Below are 17,871 nucleotides of genomic sequence, written 5' to 3'. Positions count from 1 at the left end.
AATCCCACATTCATTAAAAAACCGTTTCAGCTCTCGCCCTGGCTGCCGATATCCCCTGTCTATCCATCGGCTGGGCGACCTTCCAGCAACTGATGTACACGCAATCTGTTCCTGGAGGAATTCGATGAATACATGGTTTGGCAACATCAGCGTCAACTTGAAACTGGGCCTGGGCTTCGGCCTGGTGCTGGTGCTCACCTCGATCCTCGCGCTCACGGGCTGGACCAGCCTGGGCAACCTGATCGACCGCAGCAACTGGATGAGCGACATCACCCAGCTCAACGCTTCGCTGACCAAGCTGCGCATCGTGCGCCTGCAATACATGCTGGCCAACGGCGACGAGGACGTGGCACAGAATGTCCAGGCCAGCCTCGACAGTTTTGCCGCGCAGCAACAACAGCTGATCAACAGCTTCAAAAGCCCGGAAAACCTCAAGCTGCTCAACGAGCAGAAAGACACCATCACCGCCTACCGGCAGTCGCTGAACAAAATGCGCGAGGCCTACCGCAACGGTAACGCGGCACGCCAAACCATGGGTGAGCGTGCCGACGCCGCAGGCCTGGTGATTGCCGCCCTGGACCGCAGCGTGCGCCAGATGCCCGAAAGCAGCGAGCGCTTCGCCCAGTACGAAGCGATCAACCATGCCAAGGAAGAGTTCCAGGTCGCCCGCTATGAAGTGCGCGGCTATACCGGCAACGTCAACCCGCAAACCGAAGCCCGCGCAGCCGCGCAAATCGAGTCGGCGATCAATGGCCTCAAGGGCTTGAAGGACGTATTCGGTCAATCCCAGCAAACCGAACTGAGCGCCCTGGAAAACGCCTTGGGCGCCTACCGCAGCGCGGTGCAGGCCTACAAGGCAGCCAATGCCAATATCGTCCTCGCCCGCCAGGAAATGACCGTGCAAGGCGCCGATATCGTGTCGCGCAGCGAAGCCCTGTATGACATCCAACTGCAACGCCGCGATGCAGAAAGCGCCCAGGCCCGCAGCCTGCAATTGATCAGCACCGTGCTGGCCCTGTTGGTGGGGATTATCGCCGCGCTGCTCATCACCCGGCAGATCACCCGCCCACTGCAGGAAACCCTGGCCGTGGTCGAGCGCATCGCGTCCGGCGACCTGAGCCACAACATCCAGGTAACCCGCCGTGACGAACTGGGCGTGCTGCAACAAGGTATCCAGCGCATGGGCACTACCTTGCGCGAGCTGATTTCCGGTATTCGCGACGGCGTCACCCAGATCGCCAGCGCCGCCGAAGAGTTGTCGGCCGTGACCGAACAGACCAGCGCCGGGGTCAACAGCCAGAAGATCGAGACCGATCAAGTAGCTACGGCCATGCATGAGATGACAGCCACCGTGCAGGAAGTTGCGCGCAACGCCGAACAAGCGTCCCAGGCCGCCTCCGCCGCCGATGGCCAGGCCCGTGAAGGCGACAAGGTAGTGGCCGAAGCCATCGCCCAGATCGAACGCCTGGCCGATGAAGTGGCGCGCTCCACCGACGCCATGGCGCACCTGCAACAAGAGAGCAACAAGATCGGCAGCGTGATGGACGTGATCAAGGCCGTGGCCGAACAGACCAACTTGCTGGCGCTCAACGCCGCCATCGAAGCCGCCCGTGCCGGTGAAGCCGGGCGTGGGTTTGCCGTGGTGGCCGACGAGGTCCGTGGGCTGGCCCAGCGCACGCAGAAATCCACCGAGGAGATCGAAGGCCTGGTCGCCGGCTTGCAGAACGGTACCCAGCAAGTGGCCAATGTGATGAACAACAGCCGCAGCCTGACCGACAGCAGCGTCGAATTGACCCGCAAGGCTGGCGTCTCCCTGGAGAACATCACCCGCACGGTGTCGAACATCCAGTCGATGAACCAGCAGATCGCCGCCGCCGCCGAACAGCAAAGCGCCGTGGCCGAAGAAATCAGCCGCAGCATCGTCAATGTGCGCGATGTGTCGGAGCAGACTGCTACCGCCAGCGACGAGACCGCCAAGTCCAGTGTCGAGTTGGCACGCTTGGGCAGCCAGCTGCAGCAGATGGTCAGCCATTTCCGGGTGTAAACAAAAAGCCGCCCCGGCCAAAACCGGGGCGGCTGCGCTTCTCAGGCCTTAACGGTCATCGAAGCTGTCTCGCAGGAATTTCCAGACGTGATAAACACGCAGGCAATTCACTACGAGGTCCCACGTACGTCGTGCAAACTTGGACATACTCGGCCCTCCTGAAGTTGGGCCTTACCTCCAGCGCACTTACCGGAACACGTGAGCCTTGGGATGCACATCACTGCTTCCTTTGAGGCGGCCGGGCTTTGGTTCCTCCCGCATGAATCCGGCACGGATTACTAGCCCGTGGCGGTCGGTCCAGAATTCGAGCGCGTACCCAGCCTCACCTACCAAACGACAAACGCAGAACAGGGGCGATACTAACCAAGATCCACGTCCAAGGTGTGACGAACGCCCATCAAACACTCTGTAGTTCCACAGTGTTTTATTACCATTTTTTGCGTCTACACTTGGATAAGGTCAGGCATCAAAAACGAACAATGCCGATTGTCGCCAAGCCTTGCGAATTCCCAAAACCAAAAGTAGTATTTGTTCGCACATCACTGCTTCCTTTGAGCATGCAACCCCAGCCACTAACTGGGATTGCAATAAAAAACCGCCCTGCAAAGGCGGTTTTTTATTGCCTGCTATTTGTCGATCAGGCTTGGCCTTCCTCGACAAATACCAGCCGATTGCCGAATGGATCCTTGATGCTCATCTCCCGCGTGCCCCAGGGTGTTTCTTCGATTTGTGGCTTGGCAAAGCGATAGTCCTTGGCCTGCAATTGCTGCTGGTAAGCGTCCAGGCCCGCGGCCTGGATCCGCACTGCGGCGCCCGGTGAGGCATCACCATGGTGCTCGGACAGGTGCAGTACACAGGCACCGAACGACACTTGCAGATACAACGGGAAATTATCTTCAAAGCGGTGCTGCCAATCGACCTTGAAGCCAAGGAAACCGATATAAAACTCCTCAGTCTTGGCCTCGTCGAAGGTCCGCAAGATGGGGGTGACTGTTCCTAACTGCATGGCGACGGCTCCCTGTTTTGAAGCAGCCACTATAAGCAAACACCCCACCCGTGGCGAGCGGGCTTCAAACCAAGCCTTGAAATCAGAACCCCCCACGCAAATCACCGCTGCGCGCCAGAAACCGCCCCGCCCGCTGACCATTCGCCCGTCCGTCGCGGTAGCTCAGCACGCCATTGATCCACACCCCATCTATCCCTTCGGCAGCCCGTTGCGGGTCCTTGAAGTCAGCCACATCGCGCACCCGCACCGGGTCGAACAGCACCAGGTCGGCCCAGTACCCTTCGCGGATTGCACCGCGCCCGGCCAGGCCAAACCGTGCGGCCGACAGGCCGGTCATTTTGTGTACTGCGGTGTGCAGCGGAAACAGGCCCAGGTCGCGGCTGAAATGCCCGAGCACCCGTGGGAAGGCACCCCACAAGCGCGGATGAGGGAACGGGTCTTCCGGCAGGCCATCTGAACCCACCATCGACAGGGGATGGGCGAGGATCCGTTGCACATCGCTCTCGTCCATTCCGTAATACACCGCGCCGGCCGGTTGCAGGCGCCGCGCCGCGTCCATCAGCGACACATTCCACGTGCCTGCGATAGCCTGCAGATCCTGTCCGCCCATTTCCGGGTGCGGTGTCGACCAGGTGATAGTGATACGGAAGGCATCGGTCACTTGCTTGAGGTCCAGGGTCGAGGAACTGGCGGCATAGGGGTAACAATCGCAGCCCACCGGATGGGTCTTGGCGGCCTGTTCCAGGGACGCCAGCAATTGCGGACTGCGCCCCCAGTTGCCCGCGCCGGCGCACTTGAGGTGGGAGATGATCACCGGCGCCTTGGCGTGGCGGCCGATCAGGAACGCCTCGTCCATGGCCTCCAGCACCGGTTCGAATTCACTGCGCAAATGGGTGGTGTATACCGCGCCAAACGCGGTCAGTTCTTCACTCAGTTGCAGCACTTCGTCGGTGTCGGCGTTGAACGCGCTGGCGTAGGCCAGGCCTGTGGATAAGCCCAGGGCGCCGGCTTCAAGGCTCTCGTGCAATTGCACGCGCATCAACGCGATTTCGGTCGGTGTGGCGCTGCGCTGCAGGTCGTCCATATGGTTGCTGCGCAATGCCGTGTGGCCGACCAATGCGGCGACGTTGAGCGCCGGCTCGGCGTTTTCCACGGCGGCGCGGTAATCGGTAAACCGCGGATAGACAAACGCCTCGGCCTTGCCCAGCAGGTTCATAGGATCCGGCGGATCACCGCGCAGGCTGACCGGCGAGGCGCTGATGCCACAGTTGCCGACAATCACCGTAGTCACGCCCTGGCTGAGCTTGGGCAACATCTGCGGCTGGCGGATCACCACGGTGTCGTCGTGGGTGTGCACGTCGATAAATCCCGGCGCCAATACGCGGCCACTCGCCTCGATCTCATGCTCGCCCTGGGCGCCCGCCAAGTCGCCGATCGTCTCGATACGCCCGTCGCGCAGGCCCACGTCAGCGATATACCCCGGCGTGTTGCTGCCATCAATGATCAGCGCCTGGCGGATCAACGTGTGGTACTTCATCTCAATCTCCAAGCGGCAAGCTGTCAGGGCCGCCGCGATAGTCGTCCAGGGCCAGCTTGATCCGGCGCAGGCGTTCCTGGTTGTCGTCCGGCCTGGCCAGCGCCAGCTCAGTGGCAAGCACGTCAATGGCCAGCAGCATTCCGTAGCGCGCCGCGGTGGGTTTGTAGATAAAACTGGTTTCGGCCGGTTGCAGCGGCAGCAGTACGTCGGCCAACTGCGCCAGCGGTGAGTCGGCCAGGGTGATGGCGACGACCCGTGCCCCATAGTTGCGCGCCAGCCCCACTACGCCCAGCAGTTCGGGCGTGAGGCCGGTCAGGGAGCAGACAATCAATGCGTGTTCGGCACTCAATGTGGCGGCCGTGACCCGCATCATTACCGGGTCGCTGCATGCGGCAATCGGGTAGCCCAGGCGTACCAGGCGCACCTGCAATTCTTCGCTGCACAGGCTCGACGGGCCGCCCATGCCAAACGCGTGGATCATCCGCGCCTTGCCCAGCAGGTGCACCGCATCGGCAAAAGCGGCCTGGTTGAAGCCCGACAGATGCTGGCGCAGGGTCGCTTCGATATCACCGAGGATCTGCCGATGAAACGCCGACTGCTCGGGCAACCCCGCCGGGTCGAGGAAACGACTGCCCACGCCGCTGGCCTGGGCCAGTTGCAGGCGCAGGTCGCGCAGGTCCCGGCAACCGACACTGCGGGCAAAGCGCGACAAGGTGGCGGTGCTGACCTCGGCCCGCAGGGACAACTCTTCCAGGCTGGCGGATGCGGCGAAGCCCACATCATCAAGCATCAGCCGGGCGATTCGCCCTTCGCCAGCGCTGAAGGAATCCTGGCGGGCGCGAATCTGGTAGAGGATGTCCATGGGGGCTCCGGGTTACAGGATCAGGCTCATAAAACAAGAGACAGGCCGTAGGTCAGACCGAAGGCGACCACCGAAATCAAAGTCTCCAGCACGGTCCAGGTCTTGAAGGTCTGGATTACCGTCATATTGAAGTATTCCTTGATCAGCCAGAAGCCGCCGTCATTGACGTGGGAAAAAATCACCGAGCCGGCACCGGTCGCCAGCACCAGCAATTCCGGGTGTGGATAACCCAGGCCCAGGGCCACAGGCGCAACAACGCCGGACGCGGTGGTCATGGCCACAGTGGCCGAGCCGGTGGCAATGCGCATCAGCGCGGCGAACAACCAGCCCATCACCAGCGGCGACAGGTTGAAGGCATTGGCCATGCCGAGGATCTCGTGGGTCACGCCGGCGTCCACCAGGATCCGGTTCAAACCGCCGCCCGCGCCCACCAGCAAGGTGATGCTGGCGGTCGGCGCCAGGCACTCGTTGGTGAACTTGAGGATCGACTCGCGGTTGAAGCCCTGGGCCAGGCCCAGGGTCCAGAAGCTGACCAGGGTCGCCACCAACAAGGCGATCACCGAGTTGCCGATAAACAACAGGAACTGGTTGAAGCCGCTGCCGGGCGTGGAGATCAGGTTGGCCCACCCGCCGATCATCATCAGCACCACCGGCAACAGGATGGTACCCATGGTCAGGCCGAAACTTGGCAGGCGGGTGCGTGGTTCGCGCTCGATGAACTGGCGCTCCAGTGGGTTCTCGGCAGGCAAGTGAATGCGCGGCACGATGAACTTGGCGTACACCGGCCCGGCGATGATCGCGGTCGGGATGCCGATCAAAATCGCGTACAACACGGTTTGCCCGACGGAGGCGTTATACGCCAGTACCGCCATCATCGCCGCCGGGTGCGGCGGCACCAGCGCATGCACCACCGACAGACCGGCGACCATCGGCAGGCCGACCATCAGGATCGACACCCCCACGCGCCGGGCCACGGTAAATGCAATCGGCACCAGCAATACAAAACCGACTTCGAAAAACAGCGGCAGCCCCACCAGGAAGGCAATGCACACCATGGCCCAATGGGCATTGCGTTCGCCAAAGCGGTTGATCAGGGTTCGCGCCACCTGCTCGGCGCCGCCGGATTCGGCCATCATCTTGCCGAGCATGGTGCCCAGGGCCACCACCAGCGCGATATGCCCCAGGGTCTTGCCGACACCCGCTTCATAAGAGCTCATGATCGTATCCGCCGGCATCCCGGCCAGCAGCGCCAGGCCGATGGACACCAGGGTGATGACGATAAACGGGTTGAGCCGGTAACGTGCAATCAGCACGATCAATGCAATGATGGCGATGGCAGCGTATGCCAACAGCCAGACGCCAGGTGATGTGGCCATGCGGTACTCCTCGGAAAGGGTCACGTCGAATTGGTTGTGAAACTCATAAATCATTACCGAGGAGCGTTTTCAAATTTTATGAAAGTAATTTTCGCCCACAGATAAGCGCTGTCGCTTTGGGACATGCCCGCAGACCCGGGATGAAAATCAGGGGATAGTTCTTACATGCGCGCTGCAGGGGGCAAGGGAAACTCGACTGCCCGTGCCCGGTCTCAAGTTGCACACCGAATCATCTTCAGGAATGCCGTCATGAACCGTAGAACCCTCGCCATCAGCGCAATACTGCTGGCCTCGTCCGGCACCACGATGGCCGCCGACAGCAGCCCTGCCCTGCAAAAATGCATGGACAGCGCCAACACCACAGCCGCGATGGTCGGCTGCAACGCCCAGGAAACCAAGGTCCAGGACAAGCGCCTGAACAGCGCCTACAAAACCGCGCTGCAGGCCCAGCAAGGCCCGCGCAAGCAACAATTGCAGGATGTGCAGCGCCTGTGGATCAAGTACCGCGATGCCAATTGCGCCTTCGCCGGCTCCGCGACCGGCGGCAGTATTGACCAGGTCAATGGCTCTGGCTGTGTACTGGACATGACCCAGACCCGCGCCGAAGAACTGGAAAACCTCGTCGGCCCATAAGCCTGCGTCGATCTCCTGGCCCCATCGCCGCATAGGTATCTACACAACTTTGCCGCAACGCCTAAATCCAGGCAGATAGCGCAGTTGTGGCGAGCGGGCTTGTCCCGCGCTGGGCTGCGAAGCAGCCCCAATAAGCCGAATGCGTTGTACCAGATACACCGCAGCGGCTGGTTTTGGGGCTGCTTCGCAGCCCAGCGCGGGACAAGCCCGCTCGCCACGGGGGAGTTCGTCAGTTTCTGAAAGTTGTGTAGATACCGATGCCCATCGCCGGCAAGCCGTGGACACCTGTAGGAGCGAGGTTGCTCGCGAAAAACCTGAGAGCGCCGCGTGCGTCCAGAAGCCCCGCGTTATCGTTGACGTTTTTCGCGAGCAAGCTCGCTCCTACAGGGGGATCAGTCGTGTTGCACTCGCGCGCGCTTGAGCAGTTTCTTGCAGCGCTCGGACAAGTGCAGCACCCGCAGGTGCTTGCCAGCCTTGCTATAGCGCTCGCGCAAGGTCATCAACGCCGCGATGGCGGAGTAGTCGACAAAGCTCAGGTGCCGGCAGTCCAGCGTGACCTGGGCCGGGTCGTTGGCCGGGTCGAACTGGTTCAGGAACGGCGTGGTCGAGGCAAAGAACAACGTACCGTGCAGCCGGTAGAGCTTGCTGCCATCCGCCTCCAGATGTTCATCGGCGTACAGCTCGCGGGCCTGCTGCCAGGCAAAGTTGAGCGCGGCAATCACAATCCCGCACAGCACCGCGGTGGCCAGGTCGGTAAAGACGGTGATCACCGTCACCGCCATGATCACCAACACATCATTGAGCGGCACTTTGTTGATCACCCGCAGCGACGCCCAGGCAAACGTCTGCTGGGACACCACGAACATCACCCCCACCAGCGCCGCCAGAGGAATGCGCTCGATCAGCGGCGACAGGAACAAAATAAACAGCAGGATCATCACCCCGGCAAACACCCCGGAGAAGCGCCCGCGCCCGCCCGAGCTGAGGTTGATCACGGTCTGCCCGATCATTGCGCAGCCGCCCATGCCGCCAAACACCCCACTGACCATATTCGCCGCGCCCAGGGCCACGCTTTCACGGTCGGGGTAGCCGCGGGTCTCGGTGATTTCATCGGTGAGGTTCAAGGTCAGCAGGGTTTCCAGCAGCCCCACCATCGCCATCAAAAACGCGTAGGGCGCGATGATGCCGAGGGTTTCCAGGGTCCAGGGAATCTGCGGCAGCGCGAAGGTCGGCAGGCCGCCGGCGATATGGGCCATGTCGCCCAGGGTGCGCGTGGGCAAGCCCAACAGGTACACCGCCAACCCCACGCCGAGAATCGCCACCAGCGCCGGCGGCACCGCGCGGGTCAGGCGCGGCAACAGGTAGACGATGGCCATGGTCGCGGCCACCAGCCCGCTCATCACGTACAACGGCGTGCCGCTGAGCCAGGTCTCACCGCTCTTGAAATGCTCCAGTTGCGCCAGGGCAATGATGATCGCCAGGCCGTTGACGAAGCCGAGCATCACCGGGTGCGGCACCATGCGCACCAGTTTGCCCAGGCGCAGCAGGCCGAAGGCAATCATGATCAGGCCGCCCAGCAGCACCGTCGCCAGCAAGTACTGCACCCCGTGCTGCACCACCAGCGCGACGATCACCACCGCCATCGACCCCGCCGCCCCCGAGACCATCCCCGGCCGGCCGCCGAACAAGGCGGTCAAGGTGCAGATGATAAAGGCGCCATACAGCCCCATCAGCGGGTTGAGGTGGGCCACCAGGGCAAAGGCGATGCATTCAGGCAGCAAGGCAAAAGACGTGGTGAGTCCGGCCAGGGCGTCGGCACGCAGACGAGAGAGCTTCATGGGTTTACCGGGGGAATTGCGGGGAATGAGGTGGCGATGGTACGCAAATACATGAGTGGGGACCACCGTGGCGAGCGGGCTTGCCACCGGTGAACAGTCGGGTCAACAGGCGTAGCGCGCCAGTTTTTCCTGGATAAAGTCGAGGAAGCACTGGATACGCAGGGCCAGTTGCGAGTTGCGGTAGTACACCGCATTGATCGGCTGGCGATAACCACTGTTGAACGGGGCAAGTACCGTCTGCAAGCGGCCGGCGTTGATGTCTTCGATGGTCATGAAGTGCGACAGGCAGGCGATCCCCTGCCCTTCCAGCGCCAACTGGCGCAGGGTTTCACCGCTGGACGCGGCAATGCCCGGCTCGATCTGCCAACGATCACCCTGCACATGGCGCAGCGGCCAGTGGTTGAGGGTTTCGGTCTGGGTGAAGCCCAGCAACGTGTGATCCGCCAACTCGGCCACCGTGCTCGGCGTACCGTGCTGCGCAAGGTACGCGGGGCTGGCGAGGATATGCAGCGGGCTGCAGCCCAGGGAACGGGCATGCAGGGTCGAATCCGCCAGGGTGCCGATGCGGATCGCAATATCGGTGCTCTGCTCCAGCAGGTCGATGATCAGGTCGTTGCTGTTGAGCTCCAATTGGATATCCGGGTACAGGCGGCGAAACTCGGCGACGTACGGCACGATGGCATGCAGCATGAACGGCGACGCCGCGTTGATCCGCAGGCGCCCGGACGGGGTTTTCTGCCGCGACGACAGGCGCTCTTCCAACTCGTCCATCTGCGCCAGGATCAGCTTGGCCTGTTCGAAGAAATACTTGCCCTCTTCGGTCAGGTCCATGCGCCGCGTGGTGCGGTTGATCAGGGTGGTGTCGAGCTTGGCTTCGAGCCGCGACAAGGTGCGGCTGACCGCCGAGGGCGTCTGCCCGACTTGTTCGGCGGCGGCGGAAATCGAACCGCACTCAATCACGCAGACGAAGATCTGTAGCTCATCGGATCGGGCTTTCAACGTGAATCCTCGGGAATACGGCTGCGTGGATACTAGCCGTATTACCGGGGCAGGTTAAACACCTGAGCCAGATGCTGCTCATAACGCAGCACATCAGCCTCGATGGCGGGACGCTTCATCACGTCCACACAGAGGAACGTCGGCAGGCCGCTCATGCCGAGGAACTGGTTGGCCTTGTGGAACGGGAAATACACCGCATCCACGCCCTTGGCTTCGAAGAAGTCGCTCGGATCGTCGAAGGCCGCCTGCGGCGCGTTCCAGGTCAGCGACAACATGTACTGCTTGCCTTGGATCAGGCCGCCGCTGCCGTACTTTTGCGACGCATCGGAACGGGTGCGGCCATCGCTGGCGTACAGGCTGCCGTGGCCTTCGGTGAAGACTTCGTCGATGTACTTCTTGACGATCCACGGCGCGCCCATCCACCAGCCGGGCATCTGGTAGATGATCACGTCGGCCCAGAGAAACTTGGCAACTTCTTGCACAACGTCGTAGCCGGCGTCGATGTGGGTGACTTTCACGTCGATACCACCACGGTCCAGCACGGCCAGGGCGGCGTCGTGCAAGGTGTCGTTGTAGCGACCGTCCGAGTGGGCGAATTTTTTACCACCGTTGAGCAACAGAACTTTTTTCATGGGGATTACCTGAAGGTTGAAAATGTATGAGCGCAGGCTACGGGCAACCCCTCGGGTGAGTAAGCCACGGATCGGCAAAACACTTTTGACCTTCAAGCACGAGTAATCATTTGATTGTTGCGCTAGCCGCCAATCAGCAAGTGCCCGCCCAGTGCCGCCATGCCGATAAAAAACACACGCTTGAACAGCACGCCGCTGATGCGCTGGCGCAGCTTTTGCCCCAACCACATGCCCAGCAGCGCCGGCACCAGCGCCAGCAACGAGGCATTCAACTCGCCGGCACCGAGGTTGCCGCGCCAGAACAGCCCGGCCGCCAGGGCCAGGGTAGACACGGTGAAAGACAGGCCCAGCGCCTGCACCAGTTGGTCACGGTTCAAGCCCAGCGCTTGCAGATAGGGCACGGCCGGGATCACGAACACGCCGGTGGCCGAGGTGATGACCCCAGTCAACAGGCCACACACCGGGCCCAGCCAGCGTTCGGTGTTGATCGGCACGCTGAACGCCGGCAGGAACAACCCGCACAGCGCATACACCAGCAATGCCCCGCCCAATGCCCGAACCACCCATGTACCACCGTCCATGCCCAGCCACAGCGAACCGAGCCCGGTGCCGAGGAAAATCAGCAGGAGCATGGGCCACAGGCGTTTGCTCAAGGCGCCCAAGTGCCCACCGAAGGCCAGTTGCCAGAGGTTGGTGATGGTAGACGGGATGATGAGTAGGGCTGCAGCCTGCGCCGGCAGCATAGCCAGGCCGAGCAGGCCCATGGCGACGGTGGGCAGGCCCAGGCCGATCACACCCTTGACGGTGCCGGCCAGCAGGAAGGTACCGATCACCAGCAGCGTCAAGGCTGGGCCAAGGTTTTGGTAGAACGCGAGGAAGGTCGTCATGGCGGGAATTGTGCGGGTTTGGCGAGGGGTTGGAAATTCGCCATATACTGAGGCAGCCTCTTGTTTTGCATGAGGCTCAGAACGCTATCGCAGGCAAGCCAGCTCCCACATTTGGATTTGTGAACACATTCAAATGTGGGAGTTGGCTTGCCTGCGATGAGCATAGGTATCTACACAACTTTCAGAAACTGACGAACTCTCCTGTGGCGAGCGGGCTTGCCCCGCGCTGGGCTGCGAAGCAGCCCCAGTAAGCCGTATGCGGTGTATCAGATACTCCGTAGCGGCTGGTTTTAGGGCTGCTTCGCAGCCCAGCGCGGGGCAAGCCCGCTCGCCACAACTGCGCTATCTGCCTGGATTTAGGCGTTGCGGCAAAGTTGTGTAGATACCTATGCTGCGATGAGGCCCTTCCAGGCACCCGGGATTTCCAGCCATGCACTTTGACCTGACCGACCTGCGCCTCTACCTGCACATCCTCGACACCGGCAACATCACAGCCGGTGCCGCCCGCAGCCATTTGTCCCTGGCCGCCGCCAGTGCGCGCATCCGGGCGATGGAAGCCTCATCAGGCGTCGCCTTCCTACTGCGCGGCCGGCGCGGCGTGACCCCGACCGCCGCTGGCAACGCCCTGGCCCGTCATGCCCGCTTGTTGTTACAACAGGCCGAGCGCCTGCAACAGGAGCTAACGGAGTACGCCAACGGCGTCAAAGGCCAGGTGCGCCTGCTGTGCAACACCACCGCCCTCAGTGAATACCTGCCGGAGTTGTTGGCGGATTTTCTCTGCGCCCACCCCAACCTTGATATCGACCTGCAGGAACTGCCCAGCCTGCGCATCACCCACGCCTTGCGCCAGGGCGCGGCAGACCTGGGGATCATTTCCGATGCGGTGGACACCCACGGCTTACAGACCCGGGCATTTCGCGATGACCCGCTGGTGCTGATCATGCCCATAGGTCATCCGCTGACGGCAGGGCCGGTGAGTTTTATCGACAGTCTGTTCCACGACTATGTGGGATTGGCGGCCAACAGCGCGTTGGCGGTGTACCTGGAAGAACAGGCCCTGCACGCAGGTTTTCGCTTGCAGACCCGGGTGCGCGCCGACGGCTTTGATGGGGTGATGCGCATGGTCGCCCGTGGCGCAGGGCTGGGGATTGTGCCGCGGGCGGCGTTGCTGCGCTGGCCCCACGCCGAGCAATTGCAGGCCCAGCCCCTGACAGAGGACTGGGCCTGTCGCAAACTGCTGTTGTGCGCACGTTCGTTCGAGCAGTTGCCGGGTTATGCCACTGCCCTGCTGAACGCACTCACGGTAGGAGCGGGCTTGCCCGCGAAGGTGGTCAACGATAACGCGGGCTTGCAGGTTTAACGTGGCGTACTCGGGTTTTTCGCGAGCACGCTCGCTCCTACAGGGGTTGCGCGGCGCTTGCGGAAGAACACGTAATACACCGCCGACAGGATCAACAGGAACGGCACGCCAAACACCAGGGTCATCTTGAACGCCTCGGTGAAGAACGTGGTGATCATCACCGCGCCCATCAGCACCAGCCCCAGCAGCGTGCTGTAGGGGAACAACCGCAGTTGGAAGGACAACTTCGGCCCGCCGTGACGCTTGCGGTAGCGGCGGAAGAACAGGTGCGTGAGGAAGATCATGAACCAGGTGAAGATCGCACCAAACATCGAGATGGCCATCATCAGGGTGAAGGAGCTTTCTGGGTACACCACGTTCAACAAGGTCGCCAGGGCAATGCCCGAACTGGACAGCAACAGGGCGTTGAGCGGGATCCCGCTTTTGCTCAGGGCGCCCATGGATTTTGGCGCAAAGCCGCCACGGGACAGGCTGAACATCATGCGCGTGGTGATGTAGAGCTGGCTGTTCATCGCCGACAACGCGGCAATCAAAATCACAAAGTTCATCACCCCGGTGGCGCCGGGAATGCCGATGGTCTGCATCACCGTGACAAACGGGCTCTGGCTCTGCCCGGACTGGTTCCACGGCACGATGGCGAGCATCAACGCCAGGGTCAGCAGGTAGAACACCACCAGCCGCACAATCGTGGCGCGGAAGGCTTTTTTCACCGCCTGCTCCGGATCAGCCGCTTCACCCGCTGCCACTGCGATCATCTCCACGCTCAGGTAGCTGAAGATCGACACAATCACCGCAATCCACATACCGCTCAGGCCATTGGGGAAAAACCCGCCGTGGGCCGTGTAGTTCTGCACCCCGTAATCCGGGTTGCCAGAGCCGAACACCACGTACACCGCGAGGATGATGAAGCCGACGATGGCGCTGATCTTGATCGTCGAGAACCAGTACTCGAAGTTACCGAACGTCTTCACACTGATGGCGTTGAGCACGATCAACACGCTGGAGAACGAGACGATCCACACCCATTCCGGCACATTGGCGAACCAGTACTTCATGTACATCGCCACCGCCGTGACCTCGGCGCCCACCGCCAGCACAATCGCCGCCCAGTAGGCGTAGCGCACCAGGAAGCCGGCCAATGGGCTGATATAGAACTCGGCGTAGGCGCCAAAGGAGCCGGAGGTGGAATGGGCCACCGTCATCTCCGCCAGGCAGCCCATCAACAACAAGGTGATCAACGCGCCGATGGCGTAGCTGACCAGCACGCTGGGCCCGGCATAACCGATGGCGTAGGCACTGCCCATGAACAACCCAGTACCGATGGCGCCACCGATGGCGATCATGCTCATCTGCCCGGAAGTGAGCTGGCGCCGCAGGCCCAGTTCGCGATTGGTGATTGCTGCAAAGCCGTTGTCTGGCGTGGTCACGTGGCGTGCCCCTTTATTATTGTGATGTTGACTGCTGACCAGGCACCTGTAGGAGCTGGCTTGCCTGTGATGCAGGCACCTCGGTAGTCAGTCAGACCGAGGCGATTTCATCGCAGGCAAGCCAGCTCCTACAGGGGTTTTGTGGTGTTCTCAGGTGACGCTGTGGCGCACTTTGAATTGTGGCTGGTCCCAGGTTTTGCCGTCGAGGATTTCGCCGAGGATTTCCACCGCATCCCACACCTCGGTAAAGCTGGTGTACAGCGGGGTAAAGCCAAAACGCATGATTTTCGGCTCACGGTAATCACCGATCACGCCACGGGCGATCAGCGCCTGGACGATGGCGTAGCCTTGCGGGTGTTCAAAGCTGACATGACTGCCGCGCTTGGCATGCTCGATCGGGGTAATCAGGGTCAGGTCGTGGGCGGCGCAGCGGCTTTGCACCAGTTCGATAAACAGGTCGGTCAGCGCCAGGGATTTGCGGCGCAGGCTGGCCATGTCGGTCTGGGCGAAGATATCCAGGCCGCACTCGACCATCGCCAGCGAGGTGATCGGCTGGGTGCCGCACAGGTAGCGGGTGATGCCCTTGCCTGCGACGTAGTTGGACTCCATGGCGAACTGGCGGCTATGGCCGAACCAGCCCGACAGCGGCTGCGTCACCAACTCCACCAGCGCTGGGTTGACCCACACAAACGCCTGGGAACCCGGGCCGCCGTTGAGGTATTTGTAGGTGCAGCCAATGGCGTAGTCGGCGCCGGCCTGGTGCAGGTCGATCGGCACCGCGCCCGCCGAATGCGCCAGGTCCCAGATCGCCAGCGCACCGCACTCATGGCTCAGCGCGGTCAGCGCTTGCATGTCGTGCATGTAGCCGGTCTTGTAGTTGACGTGGGTGATCATCACCACCGCCGTGTCCTGGTCGATGGCTTGCGGCAGTTCCTCGGGGCTGTTCACCAGGCGCAGGGAGTAGCCCTGTTGCAACAGCGCGGCCAGGCCTTCGGCGATGTACAGGTCGGTGGGGAAGTTGCTCGCTTCACTGACAATCACTTTGCGTTGCGGCTGGCGTTGGCGCTGCACGATCAAGGCTGCGCTGAGCACCTTGAACAGGTTGATCGAGGTGGTATCGGTAATCACCACTTCAGCCTCGCCCGCGCCGATCAGCGGTGCCAGGCGATTGCCCAGGCGCTGGGACAGGTCGGCCCAGCCGGCGCTGTTCCAGCTGCGGATCAGACCGTTGCCCCACTCCTCGGCGATGACCGCTTGCGCCCGTTCCAGCGCTGCCACCGGACGCGCGCCGAGGGAGTTGCCGTCGAGGTAGATCACGCCTTCCGGCAGGGCGAATTGATCGCGCAGTGGCGCCAGCGGGTCCTGGGCGTCGAGGGTCTGGCAATGGTTTCGGCTGGTCATGGAAAGTCCTGTTTTTATAGGTGACGATGGACCAAATAATGAACGAAGATTTGCAGAATTTTCGTGCAAAGTGCGCTACAACTGGCTTAATAAGCTGTAGGAAATTCGAATTTAACCTCCAAATACGCGGATTAATTCTAAGCATGATTCTCGACGCCACCGACCTGCGCCTCCTGCATTTCCTGCAACAGGATGGCCGTATCAGCAACCAGGAACTGGCGGAGAAAGTCGCCCTGTCGCCATCCGCCTGCCTGCGCCGTTTGCGCCTGCTGGAAAGTGAGGGCGTGATCAGTGGTTATCGCGCGGTGCTCAATGCCGAGCAGTTGGGGATCGAGCTGGAAGCCATCGTCCACCTGTCATTGCGCCAGGATATGGAGGATTGGCACGAGACCTTTATCAAGAAGGTCCAGGGCTGGCCGGAAGTGGCCAGCGCCTACGTGATCACCGGCGCCAGCAACTATGTGCTGCGGGTGCAGGCGCGCAACCTCAAGCACTTCTCCGACTTTATCGTGAACCACCTGAACCGCACGGCGGGGGTGATGGATATCCGCTCGGAGATCGTGCTGCAGAAGATCAAGGATCGGGATGAGGTGCTGGACCTGGTCGTACGCAAATAACCAAGACACGTATCAACACAATTCTGCCGCAACGCCTAAATCCAGGCAGATAGCGCTGTTGTGGCGAGCGGGCTTGCCCCGCGCTGGGCTGCGAAGCAGCCCTAAACCCGGCTATCGCGGTTTATCTGCAGAAACGCGGCGGGCTTAATGGGGCTGCTTCGCAGCCCAGCGCGGGGCAAGCCCGCTCGCCACGGGGAGTTCATCGGTGTCTGAAGATTGCGTAGATACCGATGCCGCGATGCGGACACCTCGGTTTATCTGTAGGCAAGCCAGCTCCCACAAAAGCCAGCTACCACAGTTTTAACTGCATTCAGTCTTCGAGGGCGCGCACGCGTTGCATGCGTGTTTGCTCTACGGGCGCGGCCGCCGGCTGTAGTTCGAAGTCATAATCGATCTGCGCAAACTTGCCCTCCACGCCAAATTCACGCGCCAGCTGCTGATCCTCGCTGAAACGAATCTCGGCAATCAGTTCATCCCGGGTGGCATAGGCAAAGTCATCGTGCAGATACGGATCATCCGACAGGTTGATCTGCGTGGTCAGGTGCCGATGCCCCGGTGCCGAGATGAAGAAGTGGATATGCGCCGGCCGCTGGCCGTGGCGGCCCAGTTGATCGAGCAACTGCTGGGTCGGGCCGGTCGGCGGGCAGCCGTAGCCGGACGGGACGATGCTGCGAAAGCGGTAGTTGCCCTGGGCATCGGTCTCGATCCGGCGACGCAGGTTGAACGCCGATTGCGTCGGGTCGAACCAGGAGTAAGTGCCGCCGGTATTGGCCTGCCACACGTCCACAATCGCCCCGGCCAATGGCTTGCCGTCGACATCGCGCACCTGCCCGCGCATGAACAGCGGCACCGCCGCATCCAGGCCATCGTCCAGCCGCGCTTCGTACTTGGACAGCGGCGCGCCGGCCACGTACAGCGGCCCTTCGATGGTGCGCGGGGTACCGCCGGACTTGCCGGCTTCCTCGTCGGCCGCGTCCATCAACATATCCAGGTAATGCTCCAGGCCCAGGCCTGCGGCGAGCAACCCGGCTTCCTGGTTCTTGCCCAGCTCATTGAGGTAGTTGACCGCCTTCCAGAACTCTTCCGGGGTCACTTCCAGGTCTTCGATGATATTCACCGTATCGCGCAGGATCCGGTAGATCAGCGCCTTGGCCCGTGGGTTGCCGGCGTCATTGAGGTTGCCGCTGGCTTCTTCGAGGAAGCGCTGGGCGTGGGCAGTCTGGGACAGTCGAATGGACATGGTGCAATCCTC

15 protein-coding genes and 1 pseudogene are annotated in these 17,871 nt (G+C 61.7%); 5 read left to right on the top strand and 11 right to left on the bottom strand.

The window, feature by feature from the left end:
- Positions 1–124 precede the first annotated feature (124 nt).
- Together C5F71_RS29720 and C5F71_RS29715 are read left to right on the top strand one after the other, a co-directional pair.
- Positions 125–1,141, top strand: a pseudogene (locus C5F71_RS29720) (methyl-accepting chemotaxis protein); the annotation flags it as partial.
- 39 nt (positions 1,142–1,180) lie between these two features.
- On the top strand, positions 1,181–2,044 hold the full coding sequence (locus C5F71_RS29715; RefSeq protein WP_371923395.1) for a methyl-accepting chemotaxis protein: 864 nt from the start codon (positions 1,181–1,183) through the stop codon (positions 2,042–2,044).
- A 637-nt stretch (positions 2,045–2,681) separates the two neighbouring features.
- On the opposite strand, the gene C5F71_RS16495 is transcribed toward C5F71_RS29715, so the two are convergent.
- The 4 genes from C5F71_RS16495 to C5F71_RS16480 all read right to left on the bottom strand — a co-directional run bounded on the left by C5F71_RS16495 (position 2,682) and on the right by C5F71_RS16480 (position 6,879).
- On the bottom strand, positions 2,682–3,050 hold the full coding sequence (locus tag C5F71_RS16495) for a glyoxalase superfamily protein (RefSeq protein WP_029299885.1): 369 nt from the start codon (positions 3,048–3,050) through the stop codon (positions 2,682–2,684).
- 82 nt (positions 3,051–3,132) lie between these two features.
- The gene (locus C5F71_RS16490; RefSeq protein WP_104911538.1) at positions 3,133–4,587 is read right to left on the bottom strand and encodes an amidohydrolase family protein; all 1,455 of its coding nucleotides are present in this window, start codon (positions 4,585–4,587) and stop codon (positions 3,133–3,135) included.
- A 1-nt stretch (position 4,588) separates the two neighbouring features.
- Positions 4,589–5,449 (bottom strand): MurR/RpiR family transcriptional regulator, encoded by an 861-nt coding sequence (locus C5F71_RS16485; protein ID WP_104911537.1) that lies wholly within the window; start codon positions 5,447–5,449, stop codon positions 4,589–4,591.
- Between the two features lie 26 nt (positions 5,450–5,475).
- Positions 5,476–6,879: a gluconate:H+ symporter gene (locus C5F71_RS16480; protein WP_104911536.1), complete on the bottom strand. Its 1,404-nt coding sequence runs from the start codon at positions 6,877–6,879 to the stop codon at positions 5,476–5,478.
- A gap of 195 nt (positions 6,880–7,074) precedes the next feature.
- On the opposite strand from C5F71_RS16480, the gene C5F71_RS16475 reads away from it, so the two are divergent.
- Positions 7,075–7,458 (top strand): lysozyme inhibitor LprI family protein, encoded by a 384-nt coding sequence (locus C5F71_RS16475; protein ID WP_029299891.1) that lies wholly within the window; start codon positions 7,075–7,077, stop codon positions 7,456–7,458.
- Between the two features lie 392 nt (positions 7,459–7,850).
- On the opposite strand, the gene C5F71_RS16470 is transcribed toward C5F71_RS16475, so the two are convergent.
- From C5F71_RS16470 to C5F71_RS16455, 4 genes are all read right to left on the bottom strand, one after another.
- Complete coding sequence (locus tag C5F71_RS16470) at positions 7,851–9,296, bottom strand: SulP family inorganic anion transporter (protein WP_029299892.1); 1,446 nt, start codon at positions 9,294–9,296, stop codon at positions 7,851–7,853.
- A gap of 102 nt (positions 9,297–9,398) precedes the next feature.
- A complete protein-coding gene (locus C5F71_RS16465; RefSeq protein WP_104911535.1) occupies positions 9,399–10,295 on the bottom strand; it encodes a LysR family transcriptional regulator in 897 nt (298 codons plus the stop codon).
- Positions 10,296–10,336: 41 nt separating this feature from the next.
- A complete protein-coding gene (locus C5F71_RS16460; protein ID WP_104911534.1) occupies positions 10,337–10,927 on the bottom strand; it encodes an NAD(P)H-dependent oxidoreductase in 591 nt (196 codons plus the stop codon).
- A gap of 122 nt (positions 10,928–11,049) precedes the next feature.
- The gene (locus C5F71_RS16455) at positions 11,050–11,814 is read right to left on the bottom strand and encodes a sulfite exporter TauE/SafE family protein (protein ID WP_104911533.1); all 765 of its coding nucleotides are present in this window, start codon (positions 11,812–11,814) and stop codon (positions 11,050–11,052) included.
- A gap of 430 nt (positions 11,815–12,244) precedes the next feature.
- On the opposite strand from C5F71_RS16455, the gene C5F71_RS16445 reads away from it, so the two are divergent.
- Positions 12,245–13,174, top strand: coding sequence for a LysR substrate-binding domain-containing protein (locus C5F71_RS16445; protein WP_104911532.1), 930 nt, complete (start codon positions 12,245–12,247; stop codon positions 13,172–13,174).
- Here C5F71_RS16445 and C5F71_RS16440 read toward each other — a convergent pair.
- Both C5F71_RS16440 and kynU read right to left on the bottom strand, forming a co-directional pair.
- Positions 13,171–14,601 (bottom strand): amino acid permease, encoded by a 1,431-nt coding sequence (locus tag C5F71_RS16440; RefSeq protein ID WP_029299897.1) that lies wholly within the window; start codon positions 14,599–14,601, stop codon positions 13,171–13,173. The two genes, C5F71_RS16445 and C5F71_RS16440, sit on opposite strands and share 4 nt — an antisense overlap.
- A gap of 150 nt (positions 14,602–14,751) precedes the next feature.
- Positions 14,752–16,002: a kynureninase gene (kynU, locus tag C5F71_RS16435; protein WP_104911531.1), complete on the bottom strand. Its 1,251-nt coding sequence runs from the start codon at positions 16,000–16,002 to the stop codon at positions 14,752–14,754.
- 143 nt (positions 16,003–16,145) lie between these two features.
- Here kynU and C5F71_RS16430 point away from each other — a divergent pair, with 143 nt between their 5' ends.
- Entirely contained in the window at positions 16,146–16,619 is a 474-nt protein-coding gene (locus tag C5F71_RS16430; RefSeq protein WP_029299899.1) for an Lrp/AsnC family transcriptional regulator, read from the top strand.
- A gap of 310 nt (positions 16,620–16,929) precedes the next feature.
- Here the strand turns inward: C5F71_RS16430 and catA are convergent, their stop codons facing one another.
- Positions 16,930–17,859 carry a catechol 1,2-dioxygenase gene (gene catA / locus C5F71_RS16425; RefSeq protein WP_104911530.1) on the bottom strand — a complete coding sequence of 310 codons (930 nt, stop codon included), beginning with the start codon at positions 17,857–17,859 and terminating at the stop codon, positions 16,930–16,932.
- Positions 17,860–17,871: the final 12 nt, after the last annotated feature.

This window comes from Pseudomonas sp. LG1D9 (assembly GCF_002949995.1).
GTDB classification, from domain to species: Bacteria; Pseudomonadota; Gammaproteobacteria; order Pseudomonadales; family Pseudomonadaceae; genus Aquipseudomonas; species Aquipseudomonas proteolytica.
The sequence above is the reverse complement of the archived record's forward strand: the minus strand, read 5'-3'. Positions and strand labels throughout refer to the sequence as shown.

Bases quoted from the DNA above. Each gene is read 5' to 3' on its own strand.
- C5F71_RS16495 (WP_029299885.1), bottom strand. From the start codon at position 3,050: ATGCAGTTAGGAACAGTCACCCCCATCTTGCGGACCTTCGACGAGGCC.
- C5F71_RS16480 (WP_104911536.1), bottom strand. From the start codon at position 6,879: ATGATTTATGAGTTTCACAACCAATTCGACGTGACCCTTTCCGAGGAG.
- C5F71_RS16455 (WP_104911533.1), bottom strand. From the start codon at position 11,814: ATGACGACCTTCCTCGCGTTCTACCAAAACCTTGGCCCAGCCTTGACG.
- C5F71_RS16490 (WP_104911538.1), bottom strand. From the start codon at position 4,587: ATGAAGTACCACACGTTGATCCGCCAGGCGCTGATCATTGATGGCAGC.
- C5F71_RS29715 (WP_371923395.1), top strand. From the start codon at position 1,181: ATGGGCACTACCTTGCGCGAGCTGATTTCCGGTATTCGCGACGGCGTC.
- C5F71_RS16475 (WP_029299891.1), top strand. From the start codon at position 7,075: ATGAACCGTAGAACCCTCGCCATCAGCGCAATACTGCTGGCCTCGTCC.
- C5F71_RS16445 (WP_104911532.1), top strand. From the start codon at position 12,245: ATGCACTTTGACCTGACCGACCTGCGCCTCTACCTGCACATCCTCGAC.
- C5F71_RS16485 (WP_104911537.1), bottom strand. From the start codon at position 5,449: ATGGACATCCTCTACCAGATTCGCGCCCGCCAGGATTCCTTCAGCGCT.
- C5F71_RS16470 (WP_029299892.1), bottom strand. From the start codon at position 9,296: ATGAAGCTCTCTCGTCTGCGTGCCGACGCCCTGGCCGGACTCACCACG.
- C5F71_RS16460 (WP_104911534.1), bottom strand. From the start codon at position 10,927: ATGAAAAAAGTTCTGTTGCTCAACGGTGGTAAAAAATTCGCCCACTCG.
- catA (WP_104911530.1), bottom strand. From the start codon at position 17,859: ATGTCCATTCGACTGTCCCAGACTGCCCACGCCCAGCGCTTCCTCGAA.
- C5F71_RS16430 (WP_029299899.1), top strand. From the start codon at position 16,146: ATGATTCTCGACGCCACCGACCTGCGCCTCCTGCATTTCCTGCAACAG.
- kynU (WP_104911531.1), bottom strand. From the start codon at position 16,002: ATGACCAGCCGAAACCATTGCCAGACCCTCGACGCCCAGGACCCGCTG.